21 protein-coding genes are annotated in these 24,838 nt (G+C 72.9%); 6 read left to right on the top strand and 15 right to left on the bottom strand.

The window, feature by feature from the left end; all coding sequences use genetic code 11:
- The first annotated feature begins 57 nt into the window (after positions 1-57).
- Genes ETD83_RS44505 through ETD83_RS17105 form a run of 3 tightly spaced genes read left to right on the top strand, consistent with a single transcriptional unit; the run spans position 58 to position 5,240 of the window.
- Positions 58-2,091, top strand: coding sequence for a serine/threonine-protein kinase (locus ETD83_RS44505; protein ID WP_230420964.1), 2,034 nt, complete (start codon positions 58-60; stop codon positions 2,089-2,091).
- A gap of 16 nt (positions 2,092-2,107) precedes the next feature.
- Positions 2,108-3,769, top strand: coding sequence for a serine/threonine-protein kinase (locus ETD83_RS17110; RefSeq protein WP_138646127.1), 1,662 nt, complete (start codon positions 2,108-2,110; stop codon positions 3,767-3,769).
- Positions 3,770-3,791: 22 nt separating this feature from the next.
- Complete coding sequence (locus tag ETD83_RS17105; protein ID WP_138646126.1) at positions 3,792-5,240, top strand: serine/threonine-protein kinase; 1,449 nt, start codon at positions 3,792-3,794, stop codon at positions 5,238-5,240.
- Between the two features lie 6 nt (positions 5,241-5,246).
- Here ETD83_RS17105 and ETD83_RS17100 read toward each other — a convergent pair whose 3' ends face one another.
- From ETD83_RS17100 to ETD83_RS17075, 6 genes are all read right to left on the bottom strand, one after another.
- On the bottom strand, positions 5,247-5,858 hold the full coding sequence (locus ETD83_RS17100) for a response regulator (RefSeq protein WP_138646125.1): 612 nt from the start codon (positions 5,856-5,858) through the stop codon (positions 5,247-5,249).
- A gap of 91 nt (positions 5,859-5,949) precedes the next feature.
- Positions 5,950-6,615 carry a response regulator transcription factor gene (locus tag ETD83_RS17095; RefSeq protein ID WP_138646131.1) on the bottom strand — a complete coding sequence of 222 codons (666 nt, stop codon included), beginning with the start codon at positions 6,613-6,615 and terminating at the stop codon, positions 5,950-5,952.
- 44 nt (positions 6,616-6,659) lie between these two features.
- Positions 6,660-7,985, bottom strand: coding sequence for a sensor histidine kinase (locus tag ETD83_RS17090; protein ID WP_138646124.1), 1,326 nt, complete (start codon positions 7,983-7,985; stop codon positions 6,660-6,662).
- 104 nt (positions 7,986-8,089) lie between these two features.
- Positions 8,090-8,992, bottom strand: coding sequence for a cytochrome P450 (locus tag ETD83_RS17085; RefSeq protein WP_138646123.1), 903 nt, complete (start codon positions 8,990-8,992; stop codon positions 8,090-8,092).
- Between the two features lie 97 nt (positions 8,993-9,089).
- Positions 9,090-9,737, bottom strand: a complete 648-nt coding sequence (locus ETD83_RS17080) for a response regulator (protein WP_138646122.1) — start codon at positions 9,735-9,737, stop codon at positions 9,090-9,092.
- Positions 9,734-10,597: a sensor histidine kinase gene (locus ETD83_RS17075; RefSeq protein WP_171064263.1), complete on the bottom strand. Its 864-nt coding sequence runs from the start codon at positions 10,595-10,597 to the stop codon at positions 9,734-9,736. The genes ETD83_RS17080 and ETD83_RS17075 overlap by 4 nt, the downstream gene beginning before the upstream one ends.
- Before the next feature lie 310 nt (positions 10,598-10,907).
- Between ETD83_RS17075 and ETD83_RS17070 the strand changes: the two genes are divergently transcribed.
- Both ETD83_RS17070 and ETD83_RS42535 read left to right on the top strand, forming a co-directional pair.
- Positions 10,908-12,473: a Rieske 2Fe-2S domain-containing protein gene (locus ETD83_RS17070; RefSeq protein WP_138646120.1), complete on the top strand. Its 1,566-nt coding sequence runs from the start codon at positions 10,908-10,910 to the stop codon at positions 12,471-12,473.
- A gap of 108 nt (positions 12,474-12,581) precedes the next feature.
- Positions 12,582-12,740, top strand: a complete 159-nt coding sequence (locus tag ETD83_RS42535; protein ID WP_171064262.1) for a hypothetical protein — start codon at positions 12,582-12,584, stop codon at positions 12,738-12,740.
- A 6-nt stretch (positions 12,741-12,746) separates the two neighbouring features.
- On the opposite strand, the gene ETD83_RS17065 is transcribed toward ETD83_RS42535, so the two are convergent.
- The 8 genes from ETD83_RS17065 to ETD83_RS17030 all read right to left on the bottom strand — a co-directional run bounded on the left by ETD83_RS17065 (position 12,747) and on the right by ETD83_RS17030 (position 22,915).
- Positions 12,747-13,667 carry a hypothetical protein gene (locus ETD83_RS17065; protein WP_138646119.1) on the bottom strand — a complete coding sequence of 307 codons (921 nt, stop codon included), beginning with the start codon at positions 13,665-13,667 and terminating at the stop codon, positions 12,747-12,749.
- A 23-nt stretch (positions 13,668-13,690) separates the two neighbouring features.
- Positions 13,691-14,434 (bottom strand): sugar transferase, encoded by a 744-nt coding sequence (locus ETD83_RS17060; RefSeq protein WP_138646118.1) that lies wholly within the window; start codon positions 14,432-14,434, stop codon positions 13,691-13,693.
- Between the two features lie 2 nt (positions 14,435-14,436).
- Positions 14,437-17,136, bottom strand: coding sequence for a lipopolysaccharide biosynthesis protein (locus tag ETD83_RS17055; RefSeq protein ID WP_138646117.1), 2,700 nt, complete (start codon positions 17,134-17,136; stop codon positions 14,437-14,439).
- The gene (locus ETD83_RS17050) at positions 17,133-18,353 is read right to left on the bottom strand and encodes a glycosyltransferase (protein ID WP_138646116.1); all 1,221 of its coding nucleotides are present in this window, start codon (positions 18,351-18,353) and stop codon (positions 17,133-17,135) included. Before ETD83_RS17050 ends, ETD83_RS17055 begins: the two co-directional genes overlap by 4 nt.
- Before the next feature lie 9 nt (positions 18,354-18,362).
- Positions 18,363-19,451, bottom strand: a complete 1,089-nt coding sequence (locus ETD83_RS17045) for a polysaccharide biosynthesis protein (RefSeq protein WP_138646115.1) — start codon at positions 19,449-19,451, stop codon at positions 18,363-18,365.
- A gap of 2 nt (positions 19,452-19,453) precedes the next feature.
- Positions 19,454-20,644, bottom strand: coding sequence for a DegT/DnrJ/EryC1/StrS family aminotransferase (locus ETD83_RS17040; protein ID WP_138646114.1), 1,191 nt, complete (start codon positions 20,642-20,644; stop codon positions 19,454-19,456).
- Between the two features lie 20 nt (positions 20,645-20,664).
- A complete protein-coding gene (locus ETD83_RS17035) occupies positions 20,665-22,065 on the bottom strand; it encodes a YveK family protein (RefSeq protein WP_138646113.1) in 1,401 nt (466 codons plus the stop codon).
- 187 nt (positions 22,066-22,252) lie between these two features.
- Positions 22,253-22,915 carry a response regulator gene (locus ETD83_RS17030; RefSeq protein WP_138646112.1) on the bottom strand — a complete coding sequence of 221 codons (663 nt, stop codon included), beginning with the start codon at positions 22,913-22,915 and terminating at the stop codon, positions 22,253-22,255.
- A 264-nt stretch (positions 22,916-23,179) separates the two neighbouring features.
- Between ETD83_RS17030 and galE the strand changes: the two genes are divergently transcribed.
- Positions 23,180-24,184 carry a UDP-glucose 4-epimerase GalE gene (gene galE, locus ETD83_RS17025; protein ID WP_138646111.1) on the top strand — a complete coding sequence of 335 codons (1,005 nt, stop codon included), beginning with the start codon at positions 23,180-23,182 and terminating at the stop codon, positions 24,182-24,184.
- Between the two features lie 57 nt (positions 24,185-24,241).
- On the opposite strand, the gene ETD83_RS17020 is transcribed toward galE, so the two are convergent.
- Positions 24,242-24,838: methyltransferase domain-containing protein (locus tag ETD83_RS17020; protein ID WP_138646110.1), on the bottom strand; the 597-nt coding region annotated here is incomplete at its 5' end.

Below are 24,838 nucleotides of genomic sequence, written 5' to 3'. Positions count from 1 at the left end.
GATGTGGCTTGCAAGCTCGGTCCAAGGTTGTCAGCAAAAGTCGATATGGTCGCGGATATGCCAAGTGAACCCACCGGTGAGCGGTTGCTCGCCCGTCGTTACCGCCTGGTCACCCAGGTCGGCCGCGGCGGCATGGGGACGGTCTGGCAGGCGCACGATGAGGTCCTCGGTCGTGACGTCGCGGTGAAGGAGGTCATCCTCCCGCATGGTCTCACCGATGAGGAACGCGCCGTACACCATAAGCGCACGTTCCGTGAGGCGCGCACCGCCGCGCGCCTCGGCCACCCCGGCGTCGTCACCGTCTACGACGTCGTCGAGGAGGACGACCGCCCCTGGATCATCATGGAGCTCATCCGAGCCCGCTCCCTCGACCAGGTGATCAAGCAGGAGGGCCCGCTGGAGGTCCACCGTTCCGCCGAGATCGGCCGGCAGATGCTCGCCGCGCTGCACGCCGCGCACCAGGCCGGCGTCCTGCACCGCGACGTCAAGCCGAGCAACGTGCTGATCACCGGCGCCGGGCGGATGGGCGAGCGCGCCGTCCTCACCGACTTCGGGATCGCCACCGCCTCCGGCGACGCCACCCTCACCCAGACGGGCCTGGTCATGGGCTCGCCCGCCTACATCGCGCCGGAGCGGGCCCGCGGGCGCGTCGCCGGCCCGGCGTCCGACCTGTGGTCCCTCGGCGTCACCCTGTACGCGATGGTGAACGGCAAGTCGCCGTTCGAGCGGTCCGAGCCGATGGCCGCGCTGGTCGCGGTGATCTCCGACGAGCCCGACCCGCCGGACAAGGGCGGCCGGCTCATCCCCGTCATCGACGGCCTGCTCCGCAAGAACCCCGACGAGCGGATGGACGCGATCGAGGCGGGCGCGCTGCTGGACGAGATCGTCCGCCAGGAGACCGTCGACACGCAGCGGACGATGGCCGTCGAGTTCCCCCTGGACGAGCTGCCCGGCCCCCAGACGACGACGTCGGACGCGTATGGCGAGGCGTACGCCGAGCCGTACCCCGAGACGTACGCGCCCGACGAGCCGATCCCCGCCGAGATGGACGACCCCGGCGGCCGGACGAGCGTCGACCCGGTCGGTGGGACGCCGCGTCCGGAGACCCCGGACGCCCGCCCTGACCAGCTGACCAGCTTCGACCTGCCGGCGGGTGCGGCCCGCGCGGTGGGCGCGGCAGGGCCCGCAACCGAGTCCGGCAGGGCGGGCAAGGCCGGGGACGCCGCCAAGGGCGGTGCGAAGGCCGGGCCCGGCGAGACGACTCCCGATCCCGACCGCGTGTCGTCCTGGCGCTCCCGGCCGCGGACGGAGCCGTCCGGCGGCGCCGCGCCGTCCGGCCACGGGTCGCTCAAGCCCGGTTCGCCCGGGGACGGCCCGCCGGCGGACCCGACGACCCACTTCCCGCCGACGACGCATCCGGTCGCGCGTCCCGCGCTCGCGTCCAACCGCAACGTGCTGATCGTCGCCGCGGTCGCGCTGGTCATCATCGTGGTCGTCGCGAGCATCGCGCTGGCGAGCGGCCGCGGGGGCGGCGAGAAGCCGTCCGGCAAGGGCGGCGCGCCGGCCCCGGCGACCAAGACCACGTCCGGTCCGGCCGGTTCGGCCAAGCCCAGCGGGTCGCCGAGCGCCGGGCTCCCCGCCGGGTTCCGGATGCACAGGGACGGCAGCGGCTACGCCGTGCCCGTCCCGAAGGGCTGGAGCGGGCCCGAACGCAAGCAGGGCGGCGACTACTTCTACTCGCCCGACCGCAAGGTCTACCTGCAGATCGACCAGACCGACGACCCCAGCGACAGCGCCCTCGACGACTGGAAGCGGCAGGAACGCGGCGGGTCGGGCTTCCCCGGCTACAAGAAGATCAAGATCGCGCCGACCGGCGACCAGCCGCCCGTCCCCGACACCCGCGGCGACGACTCCGCCGACTGGGAGTTCACCTACGACGGCAAGAGCGGGCGCATGCACGTCCTCAACCGGGGGTTCGTCAAGAGCGGGAACGGCTACGCCATCCTCCTCTGCGCCCCCGACAAGGGCTGGGCCAAGATCCACTCCGACCTCCAGCCCGTCTACCGCTTCTTCGAGCCCGCCGACGACTGACGAAGGACCGTGTTCAATGGCAGGTCGCGTTCTCGCGGGCCGATACCGGCTCGAATCCGTGGTCGGGCGGGGCGGCATGGGCACGGTGTGGCGGGCGCGCGACGAGACCCTCGACCGGGAGGTCGCGGTCAAGGAGGTCGTCCTGCCCGCCGGGCTGAGCGACGGCGAGCGGGAGAACCGGCACCGCCGGACGCTGCGGGAGGCCCGCGCCTCGGCGCGGCTGAACCATCCGGGCGTCGTGACCGTCCACGACGTCGTGGACGAGGACGACCGGCCATGGATCGTCATGGAGCTGGTCCCGGCCCGCTCCCTCCAGGAGATCGTGGACGCGGACGGCCCGCTGCCGCCCGCCCGCGCCGCGGCGATCGGGCGGCAGATCGCGGGCGCGCTGCGGGCCGCGCACGCGATCGGCATCCTGCACCGCGACGTCAAGCCCGCCAACGTGCTGGTCGGGCACGGCGACCGCGCCGTCCTCACCGACTTCGGCATCGCGCAGGTGGCCGGGGACGCGACGCTCACCGGCACCGGGCTGCTCATCGGGTCGCCCGCGTACATGTCGCCGGAGCGCGTCAACGGCGACCCGGCGATCCCCGCGTCCGACCTGTGGGCCCTCGGCGCCACCCTCTACGCCGCGACGGAGGGGCGGGCGCCGCACCATCGCGGCGACCCGATGGCCGTCCTCGCGGCCGTGATGACGCAGGACGTCCCGCCGCCGAGGAACGCGGGGCCGCTCGCGCCCGTCCTCACCGGCCTGCTGGAACGCGACCCCGTCCGGCGGATGAGCGGCGACCGGGCCGAGGAGGCCCTGACCGCCATCGCCTCCGGCCAGGCCGCGGACCTCGCCGCCGTCCAGACCGTGTCGGACGCGCCGACGGCCGTGGACCCTGCCCCGGTCCCTATGCCGGTTCCGGTGCCGGACGGCACGATCGGCATGACGGGCATGACCGCGCAGTCCCCGCCGGCGCCGGGCGTCCACTGGACGCCCGGACACGCGCCGCCCACCACGACCGGCCCCTCGCGGAAGCGGTCTCCCATCCTGCCGATCCTCGCGGGCGCCGTCACCGCGGCGGCGGCCCTGGCCGTCGCCGGGTTCCTGCTGTGGCCGGACGGTTCGTCCGGCGGCGGCGGGCAGGGCGGGGCCAAGCCGTCCGCGCCCGCGACCGAGCAGTCCGTACCGAGCACGCCCACGACACCGGCGTCGTCGCCGTCCTCGCCCGACACGGGCGGCACGCCGCTCCCGGACGGTCTCGTCCAGGCGGGCGGCCCCGGGTTCGGCATCGCCGTCCCGCGCGGCTGGCGGCGGTCGGCGCAGGGCAACAGCGTCATCTGGATCGATCCCGTGAGCGGCGCCTACGTCCAGGTCGACCGGACGCAGTGGTCAGGCGACCCCTACCAGCACTGGGTCACCTGGGAGCAGGAGGCCATCGCCGACGGGAAACTGAAGGGCTTCCAGCGGATCGGGGAGATCACCCGGACGAGCGTCGGCGGCGTGCCCGCCGCCGACATCGAGTTCACGTGGTCCCGCGCGGGCGGCGTCACCCGGGCGCGCGACCGCGGTGTGATCTTCAATGGACGCCCCTATGCTGTGGTCGTCGCGGTTCCCGCGTCCCAGTGGAACGAGAACGAGGCACTCGTGAAGAATGTGCTCGACACGTTCCGTCCCTCCGGGGTGGGATGACCAGCGGGGGGACCCTCTAGCCATGGCACAGCCACGTCTGCTCGGTAACCGCTACCGGCTCGACTCGGTCGTCGGGCGGGGCGGCATGGGCACCGTGTGGCGCGCCTTCGACGTCATGCTGGACCGCGAGGTCGCCGTCAAGGAGGTCGTTCTCCCGCCCGGGCTCAACGACAACGAGCGCGGCGTCCTGTACGAGCGGACGTTCCGGGAGGCGCGGGCGTCGGCGCGGCTGAACCATTCCGGGGTCGTGACCGTCCACGACGTGGTGGAGGAGTCCGACCGGCCCTGGATCGTGATGGAGCTGGTCCTCGCCCCGTCCCTGCAGGACCTCCTCGAACGCGGGCCGATGGAGCACCGCCGGGTCGCCGACATCGGGCTGCAGATGCTCGGGGCGCTCCGGCACGCGCACGAGAAGGGCATCCTGCACCGCGACGTCAAGCCCAGCAACGTGCTGATCACCGACACCGGGCGAGTCGTGCTCACCGACTTCGGCATCGCGCAGGTGGAGGGCGACGCGACCCTCACGCAGACGGGCCTGGTCATGGGCTCGCCCGCCTACATCCCGCCTGAGCGGGCGCAGGGCGAGCGCGCGGTGCCCGCCTCCGACCTGTGGGCGCTGGGCGCGACCCTGTACGCGGCCGTGGAGGGACGCTCCCCGTACGAGCGGTCGGACGCGATGGCCTCGCTGCAGGCGGCGCTGACCGAGCCGGTCCCGCCGGCGCGCAACGCGGGCCCGCTCGCCCGGGTGCTGGACGGCCTGCTCGCCCGCGAGCCGGTGAACCGGATGACCGCCGCGCAGGCGCACCCGCTGCTCACCCGGGTGGCGATGCTGCCCCCGGCGGCGGCGCAGGCCGAGGAGACGGTGGCGGACGAGCCGTCCGGCCGCTTCCTGCCCACCCGGGCGGACGACGTGTCGGCGGAGACCGTCCTCGACCCGGACGACCTGACCCCGCCGACCCGCCGCGACCCCGGCCAGTTCCAGCCCACGAGCCGGCCTCCGAGCCAGAACCAGAACCCGGGCCAGAACCAGAACCCAGGCCAGGGCCAGGGGCGGCAGCAGAACGGCTCGCATCACCAGCCGCCGCGTCCCGGACACGACCCCGAGGCGCGGACGTTCGTGCAGACCGAATGGTCGCCGCCGCCCTCCCGGCCGCAGGGGCAGGGGCCGCAGCCGGGTCTTCCTCCGCAGACGCCGCCGCCGTGGGAGCAGCCGCAGCAGTACGCGAACTGGCAGCAGCCGCCTCCGCCGTCCCCGCGGGGCGCCGGTCCCGCGGGTCCCGGCGGGCGTGCGGAGCGCCGCAGGACGCTGCTGGTCGTGACGATCGCGGTGGTCCTGGTCGTGGCGGCGGTGCTGGTGGGCGCGTTCATCCTGCGCGGCAAGCTGCGGACGGGCGCCGAAGCCCGGGCGGCGGCGCTTTCGAGCCCGGCGATCGCGGTCCGCGTCCGGCCGGACGTGATCGAAGCCCGCTGAGGGGGATCAGCCGCCCGCGGACAGGGCGTCCAGAGCGAGGCGGAGGTCGGCGACGTGCGCGTCGAGGTCGGCGGCGGGCTCGCCCCCCTGGAGCCGGGCCACGTCCTCCTCGATCAGCTTGACGCGCTCGTCGAGGACCGACAGCAGCCGTTCGCCGCCCGCCAGCACCGCCTCCCCGTCGCCCTCGGCGAGGGTCTGGCGCAGCATCTGCGCCTGCCGCCTGAGCTGCAGGTTGCGGCGGTGCAGCTCCACGAACACCGACACCTTCGCGCGCAGCAGCCACGGGTCGAACGGCTTGGTCAGGTAGTCGACCGCGCCGGCCGCGTACCCGCGGAACGCCTGCTCGCCCGCCTCGCCGCCCGCGGTGAGGAAGATGATCGGGATGTCGCGGGTGCGGGGCCGGGACTTGATGTGGCCCGCGGTCTCGAACCCGTCCATCTCGGGCATGACGACGTCGAGCAGGATCAGCGCGAAGTCGTCGTTCAGCAGCTCCTTCAGCGCGGCCTGCCCGGACGTGACGGGCACGACCTCCACCGGCAGCGCGTCGAGCACGGCGGCGAGCGCGGTCAGGTTCTCCTCGCGGTCGTCGACGGCCAGGATCCTCGTGTCGCTCGGCACCGGACTCCCTTACGTCAACGACGGCCTACGCCGTCCACCCTGCCATGACCGGTAGGACGACAACAGTGGATCGTCCCACAGTGAACAGTTTCTAGGGCAGCCAGCCCGGTTTGACTAGCCCGGATTCGTAGGCGAACACGACGAGCTGCGCGCGGTCGCGCGCGTTGAGCTTCACCATGGTCCGGCTGACATGGGTTTTCGCGGTCGCCGGGCTGACCACCAGGCGGGCGGCGATCTCCTCGTTCGACAGGCCCTCGCCGACCAGCGCCATCACCTCCCGTTCCCGCTCGGTCAGGGCGTTGAGCCGCGGCGAGGGCGCGGGTTCCTTGGCCCGCGCGGCGAACTCGGCGATCAGCCGGCGGGTCACCGACGGCGACAGCAGCGCGTCCCCGTCCGCGACGGCCCGGACGGCGTGGATCAGCTCGACCGGCTCGGTGTCCTTGACGAGGAACCCGCTCGCGCCGCCGCGCAGCGCCTCGAACACGTATTCGTCCAGCTCGAATGTGGTGAGGATCACGATCTTCACGCCGTCCAGCCGGTCGTCGGACGCGATCCGCCGGGTGGCCTCCAGACCGTCCAGTCCCGGCATGCGGATGTCCATCAGGATGACGCTCGGGCGCAGCCGCTTCGCCTGCGCCACCGCCTCCTCGCCGTCGCTCGCCTCGCCGACGACCTCGATGTCGGGCTGCGCGTCCAGCAGCGCGCGGAAACCAGCCCGGACCAGCACCTGGTCGTCGGCCAGCAGCACCTTGATCAGCGGGCCCCGCGCGTCCGGCGAGCCACCAGAGACGTGCATGTCCGTCAGTCCTCTCTCACGGCGGACGCGCCGTCCGCGGCCGCCGGCTCGTCCGGCTCCGGTCCCGCCCGCAGGGGGAGCGTCGCGCGGACGCGGAACCCCCCGCCAGGCCGCGGCCCCGCGTCGAACGAGCCGCCGAGCGCCGTGGCCCGCTCCCGCATGCCGCGGATCCCGCTGCCGCTGCCGCCGGGGTCGTCCAGGAGGGACACCCCCTGGCCGTCGTCGTCGACCCGCACCACGATCTCGTGCTCACCGTAGGCGATGCGGACCCGCGCCGTCACCGGGCCGGGGCCGGCATGGCGGCTGACGTTCGTCAGCGACTCCTGCACGATCCGGAACGCGGCGAGGTCGGTGCCCGCCTGCAGCGGACGGCGGTCCCCGGTGATCTCGGCGTCGACCCGGAGCCCGGCGGAGCGGGCGCGGGCGAGCAGGTCGTCCAGCCCGCCGAGGCCCGCGGTGGGCGTGCGGGGCGCGGTCTCGCCCTGCGACCGCAGCGCGCCGATCACGCCGCGCATCTCGGTGAGGGCCTCCTTGCTGGCCTCCTTGATGGCGGCGAGCGCCGTCCGGGCCTGCTCGGGGTTCTCGTCCATCAGGTGCAGCGCCACCCCCGCCTGCACGTTGATCATCGAGATGTTGTGGGCGAGGACGTCGTGCAGCTCGCGGGCCATCCGCAGCCGCTCCTCGCTGGCCTGGCGGCGCTCCTCCTCGGCGCGGGTCCGGGCCGTCTCGGCGGCCCGCTGGGCCCGCATCCGGACCAGCTCGGACGTGACGAGCACGACCAGCGCCCAGGCGGTGACGAACGTCGCGCTGGCGACGCTCGGCTCCTGCGGCGAGAACCAGCCGCCGGAGCCGCGCTCCTTCTCCGGGACGCCGATCAGCGCGGACAGGCCGAAGAAGGCGGCCAGGCCCACGCCCGTCCCGGCCCAGGCGGCGAGCCGGTGCCCGGCGACGACGGCGGCCATCATCGCGACGCCGAGGGAGAACGGGGCGGGCCCGTAGGGGTAGGCGCGCAGCAGGTACAGCGCGGTCACCGCCCCGATCGCGGCCAGGGTGAACACGGGGTTCCGGCGGCGCAGCAGGAGCAGCGCCGGACCGGCCAGGACGAGGCCGAATCCGAGGACGTCGAGGTCGGTGTGGCCGGCGCCGGAACCGCCGCCTCCACCGTCCGCCCACGGCGGGCCGGACCCCGGCCGCCCCCCGCCGCCGTGCTGCGCGCCCAACGACCCGAACACCTGGACGACCGCCAGGAAGGCCGGGACGACCCATACCGGCCACGCGGCGGGGGTCGGCCAGTGGTGCCGGACCGGGCCGTGCGGCGGTGAAGTGCTCATGTCAGCACGTTAAGTCATCGAGGTCAGGGGCCACGTCGGCCGTGGGGAGTCAGCGTCGCTACTCCTCGGGACGTACCCGCGCGGTCGGCGACTCCACGGGCGGGTCACCGGGTCCATCGGACGGGGAGGCGCTCGAAACCGTGGCGGGCGTTGGACCGCAGCATCACCGGCTCGCCCACGATCTGCGGCAGCCCCGGACGTTCCAGCAGCGCGTCGAGGAGGGCGCGCAGCTGCACGCGGGCCAGCCGGGCGCCCAGGCAGGCGCGGAACCCGAAACCGAAGCAGAGATGGGACCGGGCGCCCCGGACGAACCGGTCCGGCAGGAACTGCCCCGGGTCGGGGAACACCTCGTCGTCGTGGTTCGCGGAGACGAGCCACAGCGTGACCCGCTCACCGGCGAGCAGCGGCACGCCGCCGATGACGGTGTCGCGCCGCACGATGCGCCAGACCTGGAGGATGGGCGTCCACCAGCGCAGCATCTCCTCGACGGCGCCGTCGACGAGCCGCTCGTCCCACCGCGCCTCCTGGAGCCGGACGTACTGCGCGGGGTGGCGGAGCAGCGCGTAGAGGCCGCCGGCGAGGGTGTTGCGCAGCGTCTCGGGGAGGTCGCGGACGACGTCGCCCGCGAAGTCCACCGTCTCGCCGTACGGGACGCGGGCGAGCATGGCCCGGGCGGGCGGGTCCATGTCGATGGGCTCGGGTGCGGACCGTTCGGGTGCGGGCGGGACGGTGCCGGCGTCCGGGACGTCCGCGGTGACGGGGCCGTGCAGGATCCCGTCGCCCTGCGGCGCGAACAGCTCCGGATGCGTGAGGGCGTGGTGGACGTCGGCGTAGCGCAGCACGGCCCAGGAGCCCGGCCGGTCGGCCATGCGGCCGTCAAGCCAGACCACCGGGGTCTTGGCCCGGAGCCTTTCCAGCCGGTCGAAGGGGACGCCGCGCGCGTAGGCGTCCGCGCAGTCGACCACCCCGGCGTCGGTGATGGGCAGTGCGCCTCGCCGTTGAGGCATGGGAACCTCCTCTGCAAGACGGACGCTAACGTGTCCGGCCCGGACCCTGAAAGGTCCGGATTCGGCCGTCCGTTAGACGCACGCCTCGCCGAGGGGGTCAGCCGGCGAGCCACTCCCCGGTCTCCACGCTGACGAGACCGTGCCTGGCCGCCTCGATCACCGCCTCCCGCTGCGAGTGCACGCCCAGCTTGCTGAGCACGCTCTGCACGTGGCTGCGCGCGGTGCTGCGCGTCACGCCCATCGCCTTGGCCAGGGCCTGCGTCGACTCGCCGCGCGCGAGCCGCGTCAGGACCTCCCGCTCGCGCGGGGTGAGGAACCGGGCGACCTGCTGCGCCTGGCTGCGTGGCCGCGTCCCGCTCCGCCTGACGGGCTGGTCGGTGACGATCTCGCCGTCCGCGACGCGCCGCAGCACGGTGAGGATGTCGCCGGCCTGCTGCCCCTTGTGCGCGAACCCGCGCACGCCGGCTTCGACGCCCGCCTCCAGCACCGGCTGCTCAAGGAACCCGGTGAGGACGACGAACCTCGTGCGCGGGGACGCGGCGCGCAGCCGCGGCATCCAGTCCAGCGCCGTGCCGGACGGGAACTGCAGGTCGATCAGGCACAGGTCGGGCTGCCTGATCCGCAGCAGGGGCATCACGTCGGCCGGGGAGTAGGCCACCCCGACGACGGTGTGCCCGGCGTCCGCCAGGACCAGCGACAGCGACTCGGCGAAGACCGCGTGGTCATCGCAGACGACCATTCTCATGGATGGAGCCGCCAGTCGTCGGCGTGCACCTCGGGGTGCACCTCGGGGTGCACGTCGACGTGCACGGCCGCGGTGTCCGGGGGCGGCGCCGCCGGAAGCAGGATCCGGACGCGCGCCCCGCCCATCTCGCAGGTGCGGATCTCCAGGCTGCCGCCGTACCCGGAGATGAGGTCGTGGACGATCCCGAGGCCCAGCGACGCGAGCCCGCGCCGAGCGGCCTTGGGCCTCCCGCGCTCCCGGCCCCGTGGCAGGACGCCGCGTCCGGCGGGCGCGGCGGGGCCCGGCTGCGTGCTCCATCCCGCGCCGAACCCGGGGCCGTCGTCGTCGACCTGGATGACGATCCAGCCCTGGTCGGCCTCGACCCGCACGTCGACGCGTCCGTCCGCGACGCGGCAGGCGTTGTCGAGGACGTTGCGGACCGCGCGCCACAGGGCGACCGGGTCCATGTGCGCCCACGCCTCGCCGCCGCTGAAGCAGACCTCGTGCGGCGTGGCGAGGCGCATCCCGGTGACGATCTCGGCGGTGAGGTCGTCCACCCGGATCCGCTCCGGGCTCGGCGGCGGGCGGTCGGCGTTCTCGTCGTCCGCGCCGTCGTCGAGCTGGCGGAGCAGATGGTCAAGCCACCGGGTTTCGCCGAGCAGCTGCTCGATGCGGGCCCTGCTGGTGGCGCCTACGTCCTCCGCGACGGCGACGGCCGAGGCCAGCATGATGATCGTGCCTAGTTCGTGGCGTATGTCGTGCCGGAGCCGCCGGCGCCACAGGACGTTCGCCCCGCGGGCATGCGGCTCGCCGGCGGCGGGGAGCTCGTCGCCGGGCCTTGGTTCCCGGGGCCCTGTGCCCGCGAGCGTGCCCACGCCCACGGGAGGTTCCACCGGAGAAGACCGAGACCACCCGTTGTCCATGGGTCCCCCCGTACGTTATTTCAAGCACCGCTTAGACGTTCTCTCCGCGATACGCACGCTGTCCAGGAAATGGCCGTAACAGACCACTGTCTGTCCGGAAGTGGACACGCACCGCAGTGGGTGAACCTTTTTGATTGACGGTGCGTCCTTGTCAGGATTGTCAGTTCCCCTTGTCGTTCACCATCCGCCTTTCTTTCATGCCTACGGCGTAGCCGCTTTGCGCATTCCGGCGGGTGCGCCGGCGGCCCGCGGGAGAGACAGTCTCCACATGCCGAAGGTCACATTTCTCGGACATGCGGGCGTGGCGGTGGACGCGCTCGCGTTCCACCTGCTCGCGGACCCGTGGCTCGCTCCAACGGGGGCCTTTCTCGGAGCCTGGCACCAGTTTCCGAGAAACGATCACCTCGACCCCGCCCCGCTGCTCGACGCGGACTGGATCGCGGTCTCGCACGAGCATCTAGATCATTTCGACCCGTGGGTCCTGGACCGGCTTCCGGCCCGGACCCGAATCCTCATTCCGCGCTATCCGGGACCGGCCTTCCGCGAGCGCATGGCGGCCGCCGCGGGCGGCCGTCAGGTAATCGAGTTGACCGCGTGGGAGAAATTCCCGCTCGACAATCGGGGCTCCTGGATCACGGCGATTCCAGAGCTCTCACCGATGTGCCACGACGCGGCCTTTCTCATCGTGGCGGACGGCCGCGGGATCCTGCACGGCAACGACGCCCGGCTCACCGCCGCGCAGGCCCGCCGCGCCAAGCACCTGGCGGGCGGGCGGCTCGACCTGATGGCCGTGCAGACGTCCGGGGCGTCCTGGCATCCGATCTGCTACCGGTACCCGGCCGAGGAGATGGCGAAGATCTCCATGGACAAGCGGGTGTCGAAGCTCCGCTCGGTGCAGCGGCTCGTCCGGCAGACGGCGCCCGAGCTGGCCGTCCCGTTCGCGGGCCCGCCGTGCTTCCTGGACGAGGAGGTCGACCACCTCAACTGGGTGCTCGGCCAGGAGGACGGCGCGTTCTGCGACCCCGAGATGGCCACGGAATGGCTGCGCGAGCACCTGCCGAACCAGCGCTGGGACTACTTCAAGCCCGGCGACGCCATCGACCTCGACACCGGTGAGATCATCCGCGACCCCGTCTCGGCGGAGTTCTCCTTCGCCGACGCCGACCGGCCCGGCTACCTCAAGCAGTACGCGGCCGACCGCGCGCCCGACATCGCCGAGGTCATGGCGATGCACCCGGAGCCGGGTCCCGACCTGTTCGACCGGTTCGCCGCCCACTTCGAGTACCTCGGCGGGCTCAGCGACTACTTCCTCCGGCAGATTTCCATGACGGTGCAGTTCGAGGTCACCGGCCCGAACGGCGGCGTCTGGGACGTGGACTTCTCCCCGGACGGGGTCACGGTCGCCGCGGCGTCCCCGGGCGCCCGCCCGCACTACCGGATCACCACCGCGGGACGCTGGATCGAGGGCGTCCTCGCGGGGCGGCTGGCGTGGGAGGACCTCCTCATCTCGTTCCGGCTCAGCCTCTACCGCGACCCGGACGTCTACAACGACTACCTGGTCGGCCTGCTCAAGCACGCCAACGCGCCCGCGCTGCAGGCCGTCGAGGCGTACGAGACCGGGCGCGACGAGTCCGAGCGGATCACCGTCTCCTGCGACGGCGCCCGCTACGACATCCCGCGCTACTGCCCGCACGCGGGCGAGGACCTGTCGGTGGGCGCGGTCGTCCGCGACGGGCAGATCCACTGCCTCGCCCACAACTTCGCCTTTGACCTCGCGACCGGCGAATGCGTCAACGCCAGAGCCACCAATCTCACGAGCCGGAAAGTGACCTGAATCACCGTTCGTCGTGCAATCCCCCGAGACGAGTGAAGCGTGTCTGACATGGGGTTATGCACCACCTCATGTTAGATTTTCAGCCTGCTTGTCTGGGGGGATTGAAGAGTGCGCGGTCTGACCCGCACGCGGCTCGGCCTGCTGGCCGTCGCGTTCGTTCTAGTCATCGGTGTGATGGAAGTCCTGGCGTTGAAGCTCGGATCCATGGACTTCACCGTCCCGTCGTCCGGCCATCCGGCCGTGGCCGAGAACCCGGGAGGGAATTAGCCCTGCTCAGCGGCCTTTGTTGCGGGCCTTCACGAGGCTTTGCAGATCGGGGTGGTCGCCGCCGGTGGCGTCCGCGAGGGTGGGGCAGGCCCACTCGTCCTGGTGGCCCCAGGAGTAGGAGATCTCCAGCGGGGGGCGCGGCGCGAGGCGGTCCCAGCGGGCGAGGATCTCGCGGAACTGCTCCCGCGTCGGCAGCCAGTACTGCTTGTCGCCGCTGGAGCAGCTCTGCCCGAACGTCTGCAGGACGGGCGCGACCCGCGAGCGCGGGATGCCGGCGACGTCCGCCATCCTGACCATCCGGTCGATCGCCCCGATGTCGCAGCGCTCGCGGGCCTTCGACGACCCGCGGCAGGGGTAGGGGTCCAGGCCGACCAGGTCGACGCCGACGGCCTCGGGGGTGACCGGCTTCATCGGCCAGTCGGTCAGGGAGATGAACGAGATCTGGCGGGGCGCGTGCCGCTCGATGTAGGCGGCGCGCCGCCGGATCTCGGTCGCGATCTCCGGGCACTCGCCGGGGTTCGGCTCGTCCGACAGGTACCAGCCGTACACCTTCGGGTCGCGTCCGAACCGCTGGACGGCCTGCTGGAACTCCTCGAAGCCGAGCACGAAGCCGTCGCAGGTGAAGTTGCCGACCCACAGCAGCGCCTGCATGCCCTGCGGGACGCCGGCGACGAGCGACGGCTCGGCCTTGACGTCCACCAGGTCGTAGCCGAGTTCCTGGAGCCGGGGATAGTCGGACGGCTCGGTGTTCAGCGCGATCCGCCGGGTCCCGCCGGGCCCGCCGCCGGGCGCGCCCGGCGAGGCGAGCGGCCCGTCGTAGGGCCGGTACTCGGCCGTCCGGTCGCGCATGTAGAGGAGGAAGCCGATCACGGCGAGCAGCGTGGCCGCGACGGCCGACACCTTGTACGGGACGCCCCGGATGTCCATGGCTTGCTCCCCCGAAAGGTCGGTCAGGCTGCGGAGCCGGGCTCCTCGGCGGTGCGGGCCGCGGTCGCCGTCTCCTGCGGTGGCTTCTTCTGAGTGTCCTTGAGCGGCGGCAGCGTGAAGCCGAGGACATGCTTGACGGTGTCCCACAGTGCGCCGAATGTGGCGCGCAGGGACGGGTCGCGCAGGTAGACGGCGTCCACCGAGACCCGCGCCGGGACGATCCGCTCGATGTAGTTGACGAGGTCGACCTCCTCGCCGGGGCCGAGCACGTCGAAGTCGCGGAACCGGACCTCGGAGACGCCCGTCAGCCCCGGCCGGTGGTCGAAGATCCAGCGGCAGTCCGCGTCGTAGTGGACGGCGAGGCCGTAGGTCTCGGGCCGCGGGCCGACGAGCGTCATCTGGCCGCGCAGCACGTTCACGAGCTGCGGCAGTTCGTCCAGCGACCACTGCCGCAGCAGCTTGCCGATCTTCGTGAGGCGCGGGTCGCAGTTGGCGGTGACGGTGAGCCCGCCGACGCCCTGCCGCATCGTCCGGAACTTGTACATGACGAACGGCCGCCCGCCCTGCCCGACCCGCGTCTGCCGGAACACGCCGGGACCGCGGCTGGACAGCCGGACCAGCACGTACACGATCAGCAGCGGGACGCTGAGGAGCAGCAGCCCGGCGACCGCGCCCGCGACGTCCAGGACGCGGCGGGCCCGGGACGGCGCGACCCCGTCGGACGGGTCGATGGGACGGCTCGCGAGCGCCGAATGGTCCTCGGACATGGTCACCCCTTGGTCGTGAGCGACGGATCTGTGGGGGAGGTGTTCTTGACGTGCTGGAACCAGACCAGCAGCGCGGCCGTGGTGGCGACGAAGGACAGCGAGGTGGCGATCGCGGCGCCGATCGCGCCGTGCGCCGGGATCAGGACGGCGCCGAGCACGACGACGGTGACGAGGCCGATGCCCTGCCCGGTGGACGCGGCGCCGGGCCGTCCGACCCCGTACAGGTAGGCCATGATCAGCCCGGTGACGCCGAAGGTGACGACGCCCGCGAGCCGGATGTGGGTGGGCACGACCGCGTCGTCGAACACGTCCCCGAAGACCCACGGCAGCGCGGTCCCGGCGATGAGCGCGAGCGGCAGCGCGGCGAGCACCGACACGCCGAGCGCGGGGAGGATGAGGCGGGACGTCCGTTTCGTCGCGGTCTCCCGGTCCTCCTTGGCGAAGTCGGGGTACAGGACGTAGTTGACCGCGAGCCCCGGAAGCTGCACCAGCTCGGCGAACTTGCTGGCGACCGTGTACACGCCGAGGACCTTCGGCCCGGCGAGCGCGCCGAGCAACGCCATGTCAAACCGGAGCTGCAGCAGGTCGATGAGCTGGCCGAGGTAGCCGCGGAACCCGTATCCGGTGATCGTGCGGCCGAGCCTGCGGTCGGGCCGTCCCCAGCCGGAGAAGAACCCGCGGCAGGCGAGCCGCCGCGCGATCCACGCGGCGGCGGCGAGGTCGGCGAGCACCAGCCCGGCGATGAGCGCGCCGGGCCCGTACCAGCCGGTCAGCAGGACGAGGTAGATCGGCAGGAACACGAACTCCTCGACCGCGATGGCGAGGCTCGCGCCCGGCTGGTCGTCGGTGCCCTGGAGCAGCCCCTTGCCGACGGACACGAAGCCCTGCGTGAAGGACGGCACGGCGGCGGCGAGCGTGACCCAGATCCCGAACGACTTGAAGAACACCAGGAAGAACAGCGGGCTGAGGGCCAGCCAGGCGACACCGGAGATCGTGGCGCCGATCACGGTCAGCCAGGCGAGCGTGGGCCGCACCCGGCTCTGGTCGTTGTCCTTGCGGGCGAGGAAGAACGGCGCGGCGGCGGGCAGCCCGGCGTTGCACAGATGGCACAGCAGCCCCGGCAGGACCCGGACGAGCGTGAACGCCCCGACGAGCTGCGGCCCGCCGATCCGCGCCACCATGATCGTCGCTATGCCGAGCGAGGCGAGCGCGCCCATCCGTCCGGCCATGTTCCCGGCCACCAGCGCGACCAGCCGACGTCGCAGCCGCGCCGCGCTCGTCCTAGCGTCGTCGGGCGGCGGCTCCTCTTGCTTGGCGGGCACAGGGGCGGTCGCTGTTGACCGCTTTCTTCTGGACGGAGACGGAGGTGCGATCAGTGCGCCGCCGGGTCTCACCCCGCGATCAGGGACGGGTTCGCGGCGTCCGAAGAAGTGGAGGGCGGCGATCAGGCCGAAGAAGGCCCAGCCGTGGCGGTAGTGCAGGGTCTCGTAGAACAGGCCCGAGATGAGGAAGACGGCGACGAGCGCGCCGAACAGTTCCGGGCGCGGGACGAGCCGCGCGTACTCCCTGGTCAGGGCGTTGCGCCGGGCGATCCGCGCGCAGTACAGCAGCAGGACGAACACCAGCACGATCAGCGCGGCGCCCCCGAGGAAGCCGCGCTCCAGGACGGCGGCGACGTAGTCGTTGTGCGCCTCGCGGACGTAGGTCTCCTGCCGCACCCGCATCGCCGCCTCCGTCTCACCGGCGCCGATGCCCCACGGGTGGGTCTGCTCCTCGATCATGGTGATCGTGGTGCCGAGGACGGTGCTGCGCGAGTTGGTGCTCTCCCCGGTCGTCCGTCCGATGGAGTCGCGGAGGATCGGGGACGTCTCGCTCGCCCGGTCCAGGAACGGCTGGATGTCGACCTGCGTGACGACGGCGACGCCGCCGCCACCGAGGAACACCGCGAGCGACGCGACCGCGATCGCGTGGTGCGCCTTCCCCTCCCGGAACAGCCGGAACAGGTAGCCGAGCAGGATCGCGACGAGGAGGGCGAGGAGGCCGCCGTTGGAGCCGGTCAGGATCTCGGCGGTCAGCAGGACGCCGCAGACCGTCCACCGTCTCCACGCCGTGCCGGGGAAGCGCGTCGCGCGGGCGATGAAGAAGACGCAGATGAACCAGTTGGACGCGTAGTTCGCGTCGCCGAAGGTGAACATCGCGCGTTCGCCGTCGACCTGCTTGCCCGACAGGGCGTCCAGGCCGAGCACGAAGCCGGTGATCATCACGAGGGCGTAGAACGTGCCGATCCACACGAACGCGCGGAGGGCGACACGCAGGTGGCCCGTCTCGCGGCCGAGGTTGGCGATGCTGACCGCCCACAGCAGCACGAACAGGTCCTTGACGAGGGTGAGCGCGCCCGCGTCGTTGACGAGGGCCGCGATGCCGCCCGCGATGATCGTCAGGAGGGTGGGGATGAGGAACGGCCACCGGATCGGCAGCTTCCGGGTGCCCGCCCACAGGAAGGTCGCCGCGGTGACGACGACGAGCGCCAGGTCGGGCAGCCCGGTGTTGCCCGGGCCCGGCGGGAGCCCGGCCGGCATGAGCATCGGCAGCGAGGCGATGCCCGCGACCAGGACGACCGACGTCGACCGCACCCGCCGCTTGAGCGGGGGCGGCGCGGAACCGGCGGGTGCCCGGGCCGGGGCCTCGATGGTCGCTGTCATGGGCGGTGCGAGCTCCCCCGGTAGGTCTCGTCCAGGACGGTCCCGAGGTGCGCGGGCGAGAACCAGTCGCCGACCCGCGCCCGGGCCCGCTCCGCCATCCGCGCGGCGGCGGACGGGTCGTCCAGCAGCGCCGCGATCGCCCCGGCGAGCCCCTCCGGGTCCTCCGGCCGGACGAGCATCCCCGTCTCACCGGCGAGCACCAGGTCCTGGTTGGACGGGACGGCCGTCGCGATCAGCGGGATGCCCGCCCCGATCGCCTCGACCAGCACGCACGGCAGGCCCTCCCACCGGCTCGCCATCGCCATCACGTCGAACGCGGGCAGCACGTCGGCGACGTCGTCGCGGTGCCCGAGCCAGCGCATCCGCTCCTCGATGCCGAGCCTGCCGGTGAGCCGCTCCAGCTCGTCCGCCATCGGGCCGCCGCCGACCCACAGGCCGAACACGTCGTCGGGCAGCCGGGCGAGGGCCTTCGCGAAGATCTCCGGGCCCTTCTGGAACGTCAGCCGCCCGATCGACCCGACGACCTTCACGCCGAGCGGGAGGTCGAGGCGGCGGCGGGCCTGCGCGCGGGACCCGGGCGCGGACGCGTAGGCGCCGACGTCCACGGCGGGCCACGACAGCCGCACCCGCTCCGGCGTGGTCAGGCCGAGGCGCAGCGCGGTCGTCACCGTCTCCGACCCGATCGCGAGGAACGCGTCGGTGCGTTTCGCCGCGATTCTTTCGAGCCGTATGTAAAGGCGTCGCCGCGCCCACGACTGGAACTCGTTGAACGGGAACCCGTGCCAGGTGTGCACGATCCGCGGGACGCCCGCGCGGGCCGCCGCGACCCGCCCGATCACGCCGCCCTTCGCGCTGTGGGTGTGGACGACGTCGTACCGCCCGTCCGCGAGGACGCGGGTCAGCGTGCGCAGCGCGGCCAGGTCGTCGCGCGGCGAGATCTGCGGCACCAGCGGCCCGACCTGCACGATCTCCATCCCGGCGGCGTGCGCCCGCGGGGTGAGGTCGCCGGGCGCGGCGTTCGCGACGGCCTCGTCCCCGTAACGGACGTCGTCGCCGCTCGCCATCGCGGTGCTGTCCATGCCGACGCCGCCGGTGACGATCGCGCGCTCGTACTCGCCGTCGGGGAGCGCCAGCACGCCGTTCAGCGCGACCTGTCCCGCGCCGCCGTTGAAACGGGTGATCACCGTGGCGACTCTGAGCTTCCTGGTTGTACTCACGGGCACACCTCACAGGGCCGGGAGGGTCGGTTCGGGACGCCGGACCGGGTGGTATTCGGGCAGCAGCCGGCGGAGCAGGAGGCGCACCGCGTCGGCGTCGCCGGCGCCGGCCGCCGCGTCCAGCTCGTCCAGGAGCTGCGGCAGCCCGGCCGGCGGCGCGGCGGGACGGGTCGCCCAGATCTTCGGGTGCGCGGTCCGGATCCGGCGCTCGGAGTCGGCGAACGCCTGCTCCGCGAGCTTCTCGCCGGGCCCGAGCCCGCTGAACCTGATCGTCACCTCCGGCAGCCTGAGCTGCTGCGCGTACCGGTGGACGAGGTCGATCACGGGCACGGGCCGGCCCATGTCGAGGACGAAGGTCTCCGCCTCCTCCGCCATCGCCGCCGCCTCGATCAGCAGCCCGGCCGCCTCCTCCACCGTCATGAGGTGGCGCGCCGCCTCCGGATGGGTGATCGTGACGACCTGCCGTGACGCGATCCGGTCCGCGAGGAGGCTCAGCGGCGGCCCGGCCTCCCCGATGACGCTGCCGACGCGGACGGCCGCGAAGCACGTCGGGCCGCCCGTCGCCGTCCGCAGCAGCAGCTCGCCGAGCCGCATCGTCGCGCCGAGCACCGACGTCGGGACGGCGGCCTTGTCCGACGACACGAACACCAGCCGCCGCACGCCGTGCCGCACCGCGCCGTCGATCACGTGCCGGGTGGCGAGGACGTTGTCGGCGACGCCCCCGCACGGGTCGCCCTCCACGTCCGCGAGGCCGTCCCGGGCGGCGGTGTGGAACAGCAGGTCGGGCCGGGCGTCCTCGATGACGCGGTCGACGCGGCCCGCGTCCCGCACGTCCATCTCGGAGACCGTGACGGCGCACAGCTCCGCGGGCTCCAGCCGTTCGAGCTGGTCGCAGAGCGCCCGCCCGACCGCCCCGCACGCGCCGGTGACCAGCACCCGCCGGCCCCGCACGAGCACACGCCCGCGCGGGCCGGCGAGGTCCACCTCGTCCCGCCCCATGAGAAGGGCCAGCGGGCTGGCCGGGACGGGCGCCCCGGCGTCCGGGTCACCGCCGGTGTCCCCCTGGCAGCCGGTGTCGCGGCGCGGCAGGAATCGCACGGTCAGCCCCGGGTCCGCAGCGCCTCGGTCAGAGCGGCGATGACGCGGTCCTGCCCGTCGGCGGTCAGCCCGGGGTACAGCGGGAGCGACAGCAGCTCCTCGCCGACCCGGTCGGTCACCGGCACCCGCGCGCACTCGTCCGCGCCGAGGATCTCCCGGTAGGCGGTCATCTGGTTCGCCGGGATGAAGTGCACGGACGTCGCGACGCCCGCCGCCTCCAGCTCCCCGCTGATCGCGTCGCGGTCCTGGACGCGGACCTGGTAGAGGTGCCAGGCGTGCTGGACGCCGTCCAGGTTCCGCTGCGGCAGCACGAGCCCCGGCAGCCCGCGCAGCGCCTCGTCGTACCCGGCGACGATCTCGGCGCGGCGCTCCTGCCAGCCCGGCAGCGCCGCGAGCTGGGCCCGCCCGATCGCCGCCTGGACGTCGGTCATGTTCGCCTTCAGCCCGACCGTCTTCACGTCGTACCGCCAGCTCCCGCCCGGCAGGTACCGCTTCCAGGAGTCCTTGCTCATCCCGTGCAGGCGCATCGCGCGGACCCGGTCGGCGAACTCCTGGTCGCTCGACGCGACCGCGCCGCCCTCGCCGATCGGCATGTTCTTGGTGGCGTAGAAGGAGTAGCACGCCGCGTACGACTCCGACCCGACGGGCTTGCCGCCGCGGGCCGCGCCGGGCCCGTGCGCGGCGTCCTCGATGATCCGCGTCCGGTCCAGCCCCGCGGCCTCGGCCAGCGCCGGGACGTCGACCGGATATCCGCCCTGGTTCTGGACGATCATCGCCGCCGGTGCGTCATTGTGGGGGGACGACCCCCCACGCCCCCCGGAAGGGCCCTTGCACCGCCCCGCCGCCGCGGCCACCGTCTCCGGGCTCGGGACCAGCGTGTCCTCGTCGATGTCGACCAGCACCGGCCGGTGCCCCGCGTGCAGGATCGCGTTGATCGCGCCGCAGAACGTCAGGCTCGGCGTGAGCACCGCCGAACCGGGCGGCAGGTCCAGCGCGCGCAGGCACAGCTCCAGCGCGGTCGTGCACGAGGCGACGCTCACCACGTGCGCCGCGCCCAGGTAGTCGGCGAACTCCTGCTCGAACGAGGCCGTCTGCGGCCCCGTCGTGATCCAGCCGGAGTCGAGCACCTTGACGACGGCGTCGGCCACCTCGCCGGCGAGCGACGGGATCGTGAACGGAACGGACGAACTCATGGGCTACCCCTGCTTCCGGTTCAGGCGGTCTTGCGGGACACGGCGATCTTGCGGGATGTGGCGATGACACCGAGCAGCGGCCAGCCGGACGCCGCGAGCAGGTCGCGGACGGTCTCCAGCCCGGCCACCGTCGTCACCGGGCCGACCGCGACGACCACGCCGACCAGGTCGTCGGAGCCCGGGTCGATGTCCTCGAACGCGTGCACGTGGCAAAGCTGGCGGAGCGGGACCGGCTGGGTGATCTCCGACGGGGACACCTCGCCGGACTTCTTCGTCATGACGGCGGTGCCGCCGGCGCGGACCACGGACGTGCTCTTCTTGCCGCCGGGCCCGCCGCTGTTGAGGGACGGCCCGTCGCCGCCCTCGTCGCCCTCGGGCTCGTCGTCCGAGGCGCTCCGCTCGGGCCGGGTCTTCGCGGGCTTCGCGGACGCGACGCCCACGACCTTGGTCTCGTCCCCGTACACCGCCGCCGCCACCGACGACACGAGCGACGCCGGCAGCGGGCCGGGCGCGCCGACCACCGTGACGCGTCCGACGCCCTCCTTCTTCGCGGCCAGCCGGACGCGCCGTCCGGTGTCCGCGAGCCGCGCCGGCCCCTGGTCGGCCCAGCCGAGCAGGGGCGCGCCGAGCCGCCGCGCCACCCGCCGCTGCCCCGGGATCGTCGGCCGGACCATCTCCGCCACGACCGCGATCAGGATCCCGCCGATCAGCCCGACGAGCCCGGCGATGGCCGACATCATCACCGTCGGGTCAGTCCTCGGCGCGAGCACCGCCGGCTGCACGACCGACGCGGTCCCCGCCGACGTCAGCTGCGTCTGCAGGTCGGAGCGGTTCGACCGCAGGTCGGCCAGCTCCGCCTGCACCCGCTCCCGCTCGTTGGCCGCGTCGACGTCCGGCACCGGCTGCGCCGCCGCGCGCCGCGACAGCGGCCCGAGCCTGCGCTCCAGCGTCCGGACGCGCTTGTCGATCTCGTCCATCTGCTGCTTGATCGAGCCCTGGTTGGACTGGTTGATCTCCCTGACGACCGCGGCGCCGATGGCGTCGGTCAGCTTGCGCGCCACGGCCGGGTCGGCGTCCTTCACCGACAGCTCGACCACCGTCGACGTGCCGAGCCCGGTCACCTCGATCGCCTTCGCGGTCTTCACCGTCGTCCGGTCCACGCGCTGCTCCCGCAGCACCTGCGTCAGCAGGGTCTCGCCGGTCGCGAACGCCTTCACCTGGCTGACCACGATGCTCACGCCCGCGTCCCCCGGCGCCGCGTCGGTCGCCTTGCTGCTCGCCTGCAGCCGCGACTTCGCGACCGACGCCGGCTCCTGCCCGCTCATCAGCAGCGCCACCAGCGTCACCGGAAGAACCGTCATGACCAGCAGGAGCGCCCAGTAGCTGCGAACCACCCGCGCGGCGACTTCGTCGATCTCCACGATCTTCCCTCCGGCTTCGGTGAACGCTCTTCGTCCTCGGCGGACCGGCCCGGGCAGGTCCCCGCGGACGGGGCGGACGAAGAAAGTTCGGTCGATCGCGAGCGTAGAAACGGGACCCGCCCGAGCAATCGCGCAAACGACGACCCCCGACTACGCCGTTTGCATCAGGCCGCCGCGGCGGGCGGATTCACCCGTCCGAGGGGCGCATTCCGGCGCGCATCGCGAGCGTGATCGCCTCCAGCGCGGAATGCATGTCGAGCTTCGCCAGCAGGTTCTGCGTGTGGGTGCGGACGGTGTTCGCCGACAGCCCGAGCCGCTCGGCGATCTCCGCGCGGCCGAGGCCGTCCACCATGCACTGCAGGACCTCCCGCTCCCGCGGCGTCAGCCCGGCCAGCAGCCGCGCCCCGCCGTTCTGCTCGCCGCCGTCGCGCAGGAGCCGGCGCAGGACCTCGCCCAGCAGGTCCGGCGGGATCCAGCCGCCCCGCCACGCCGCCGACCGGATCACCTGCGCGACGAGGTCGGCGCTCTCGGTCTTCTCCAGCCAGCCCACCGCGCCCCGCCGGACGGCCTGCACCATCGCGTCGAGGTCGCTCATCGCGGTCAGCATCACGACCCGGACCTCGGGATCGGACTCGCGGACCCGGTCCAGGACCTCCAGCCCGCTCTCCGCGCCCAGCGTCAGGTCGAGCACGAGCACCCGCGGGCGCTCGGTCGCGGTCAGCGCGAGTGCGCGCCGCACGTCGGCGGCGATCGGCAGGATCACCAGGTCGGGCTCGCGGCTCAGCCGGGTCGCGAGGGCCTCGGCGAAGAGCGCGTGATCGTCCACGATGAGGACGCGGATCGGTTCCATGCCCCGACCATGACCGCCGAAGCCGCCCGGCGGATCCTGCAAACGCTGTACTTCCACCGCGCGCCCGATCGCGGCGGCCAAGACCGGACACGCTCCCGCGGCCGGCCCGCAGAAAATCGCGTGCGCGGACGCGAAATCACGGCGCGAGGTTCACCTCCGTCCAGACTCGGTCACGGGGAGTGCGGGGCGTTGACCAGCCGCTTTCGCCTGCTGATCCTGATCCCTGTCATTTCGAGGGACGTACTGGCAATCAGGGGATGGCCCATGAAAGTCCTGATCACCGGGGGAGCCGGCTTCATCGGCAGCACGATCGCCTCCGCCTTCGCCGAACGCGGCGTCACGCCCGTCGTGCTCGACAGCCTCGTCACGGGGCGGCAGGAGTTCGCGGACGGCAAGATCTTCTACCGGGGCGACATCGCGGACGGCGACCTGGTCGACGAGATCTTCCAGAGCCACCCGGAGATCGTCGCGACCGTCCACTGCGCGGCGCTGATCGTCGTGCCCGACTCGATGGCCGACCCGCTGCGCTACTACCGGGTCAACCTGACCAAGACGCTCGACCTCGCGGGACATCTCGTCCGCAACGGCTGCGACCGGATGATCTTCGCGTCCACCGCCGGAATGTACCGCCCCGAGGCGGACCTCTCCGTCACCGAGACCTCCGCCCTGGAGCCGCAGAACCCGTACACCCGCTCGAAGATGATGGCGGAGCTCCTCCTGGAGGACTTCTGCAAGGCCTACGGCCTGCGCGTCATCTCGCTCCGCTACCTCAACCCGATCGGCGCCGACCCCCAGCTTCGCACCGGCCTCCAGAACAGCAAACCGACCCACGCCCTCGGCAAGATGATCGAGTGCCACACCCTCGGCGTGCCGTTCACGATCACGGGCGTGAACTGGGAGACCCGCGACGGCACCGCGATCCGCGACTACATCCACGTCTGGGACATCGCCCGCGCCTTCGCCGAGGCCGCCGCCCGCTTCGACTCGATCAACCCCCCTCGGGGCGAGGGCTCCGGCTACGAGGTCATCAACCTGGGCACGGGCGACGGGACGACCGTCCGCGAACTGGTCCAAGCCTTCCGCGAGGTGGTCGGCGACGCCTTCCAGGCGGTAGAGGCCCCGGCCCGTCCGGGCGACGTGGTAGGCGCCTTCGTCGACCCGGCCAAAGCGTGGGACCTGCTCGGCTGGAAACCGGAATACACCATCGAGGACGCCATCCGCCATTCCCTCCTGTGGGCCGAACGCCGCCGCGAACTGGACGTCGCCTGACCCGCCCGCACGGGCTCGTCCGGTCCTCCCCCCACCCGGGAGGACCGAACGGGCCGGTCAGGGCCGCGTGGCCGCGGTAACGAACATCGGAAGGGCGAAGAACAACCGCCCACTCCGCCCCCGTTCCCGCTGCTCCGCGACCCAGGCGTCGGCCTCCGCCTCGCTGATCGCCCCAACAGACTGCGCCTTGCCGGCCATGTCGGCCAGCACGGGCACAATGGCCGCGTCGGTGGAGACCGCCGTGCGGGCCTCCACGGTGACGTCCGCGAAGCCCGCGTCCAGCAGCAACTGCCGGAGGCGCCGGACGATACGAGGCGCGGTGACCATGTCGGCACGCGCCTGCACGATGGTGCGGGTGAGCGCGGCGTCATCCGCGTCGATGGCGAACGTGTCCCAATCCTGCCCGACCAGCACGATGCGCCCGCCGGGACCGAGCACGCGCCATGCCTCCGTGATCGCACGGGCCGGGTCGTCCAGGACGTGGTACACCTTGTCGGCCCGATAGCCGCGTAGCGCCCCGTCCACGAAGGGCAGCCCGTAGGCGTCCGCAACCCGGAAGTCCGCGCGGGGCCAGCGCTCCCGGGCCAGGCTGATCATCCGCTCGTCGGGGTCGACCCCAACAGCCCGCGCCCCCCGCTCGCCCATCTCCGCGAC

The organism is Actinomadura soli, assembly GCF_005889715.1.
In the GTDB taxonomy this organism is placed as follows: domain Bacteria; phylum Actinomycetota; class Actinomycetes; order Streptosporangiales; family Streptosporangiaceae; genus Spirillospora; species Spirillospora soli.
This window is presented reverse-complemented; position numbering and strand designations above follow the sequence as displayed.

What these genes read in the sequence shown, in the direction of transcription:
- ETD83_RS44505 (WP_230420964.1), top strand. Translation starts at nt 58, where the DNA reads ATGCCAAGTGAACCCACCGGTGAGCGGTTGCTCGCCCGTCGTTACCGC.
- ETD83_RS17110 (WP_138646127.1), top strand. Translation starts at nt 2,108, where the DNA reads ATGGCAGGTCGCGTTCTCGCGGGCCGATACCGGCTCGAATCCGTGGTC.
- ETD83_RS17105 (WP_138646126.1), top strand. Translation starts at nt 3,792, where the DNA reads ATGGCACAGCCACGTCTGCTCGGTAACCGCTACCGGCTCGACTCGGTC.
- ETD83_RS17090 (WP_138646124.1), bottom strand. Translation starts at nt 7,985, where the DNA reads ATGAGCACTTCACCGCCGCACGGCCCGGTCCGGCACCACTGGCCGACC.
- ETD83_RS17085 (WP_138646123.1), bottom strand. Translation starts at nt 8,992, where the DNA reads ATGCCTCAACGGCGAGGCGCACTGCCCATCACCGACGCCGGGGTGGTC.
- ETD83_RS17080 (WP_138646122.1), bottom strand. Translation starts at nt 9,737, where the DNA reads ATGAGAATGGTCGTCTGCGATGACCACGCGGTCTTCGCCGAGTCGCTG.
- ETD83_RS17070 (WP_138646120.1), top strand. Translation starts at nt 10,908, where the DNA reads ATGCCGAAGGTCACATTTCTCGGACATGCGGGCGTGGCGGTGGACGCG.
- ETD83_RS17065 (WP_138646119.1), bottom strand. Translation starts at nt 13,667, where the DNA reads ATGGACATCCGGGGCGTCCCGTACAAGGTGTCGGCCGTCGCGGCCACG.
- ETD83_RS17060 (WP_138646118.1), bottom strand. Translation starts at nt 14,434, where the DNA reads ATGTCCGAGGACCATTCGGCGCTCGCGAGCCGTCCCATCGACCCGTCC.
- ETD83_RS17055 (WP_138646117.1), bottom strand. Translation starts at nt 17,136, where the DNA reads ATGACAGCGACCATCGAGGCCCCGGCCCGGGCACCCGCCGGTTCCGCG.
- ETD83_RS17040 (WP_138646114.1), bottom strand. Translation starts at nt 20,644, where the DNA reads ATGAGTTCGTCCGTTCCGTTCACGATCCCGTCGCTCGCCGGCGAGGTG.
- ETD83_RS17030 (WP_138646112.1), bottom strand. Translation starts at nt 22,915, where the DNA reads ATGGAACCGATCCGCGTCCTCATCGTGGACGATCACGCGCTCTTCGCC.
- galE (WP_138646111.1), top strand. Translation starts at nt 23,180, where the DNA reads ATGAAAGTCCTGATCACCGGGGGAGCCGGCTTCATCGGCAGCACGATC.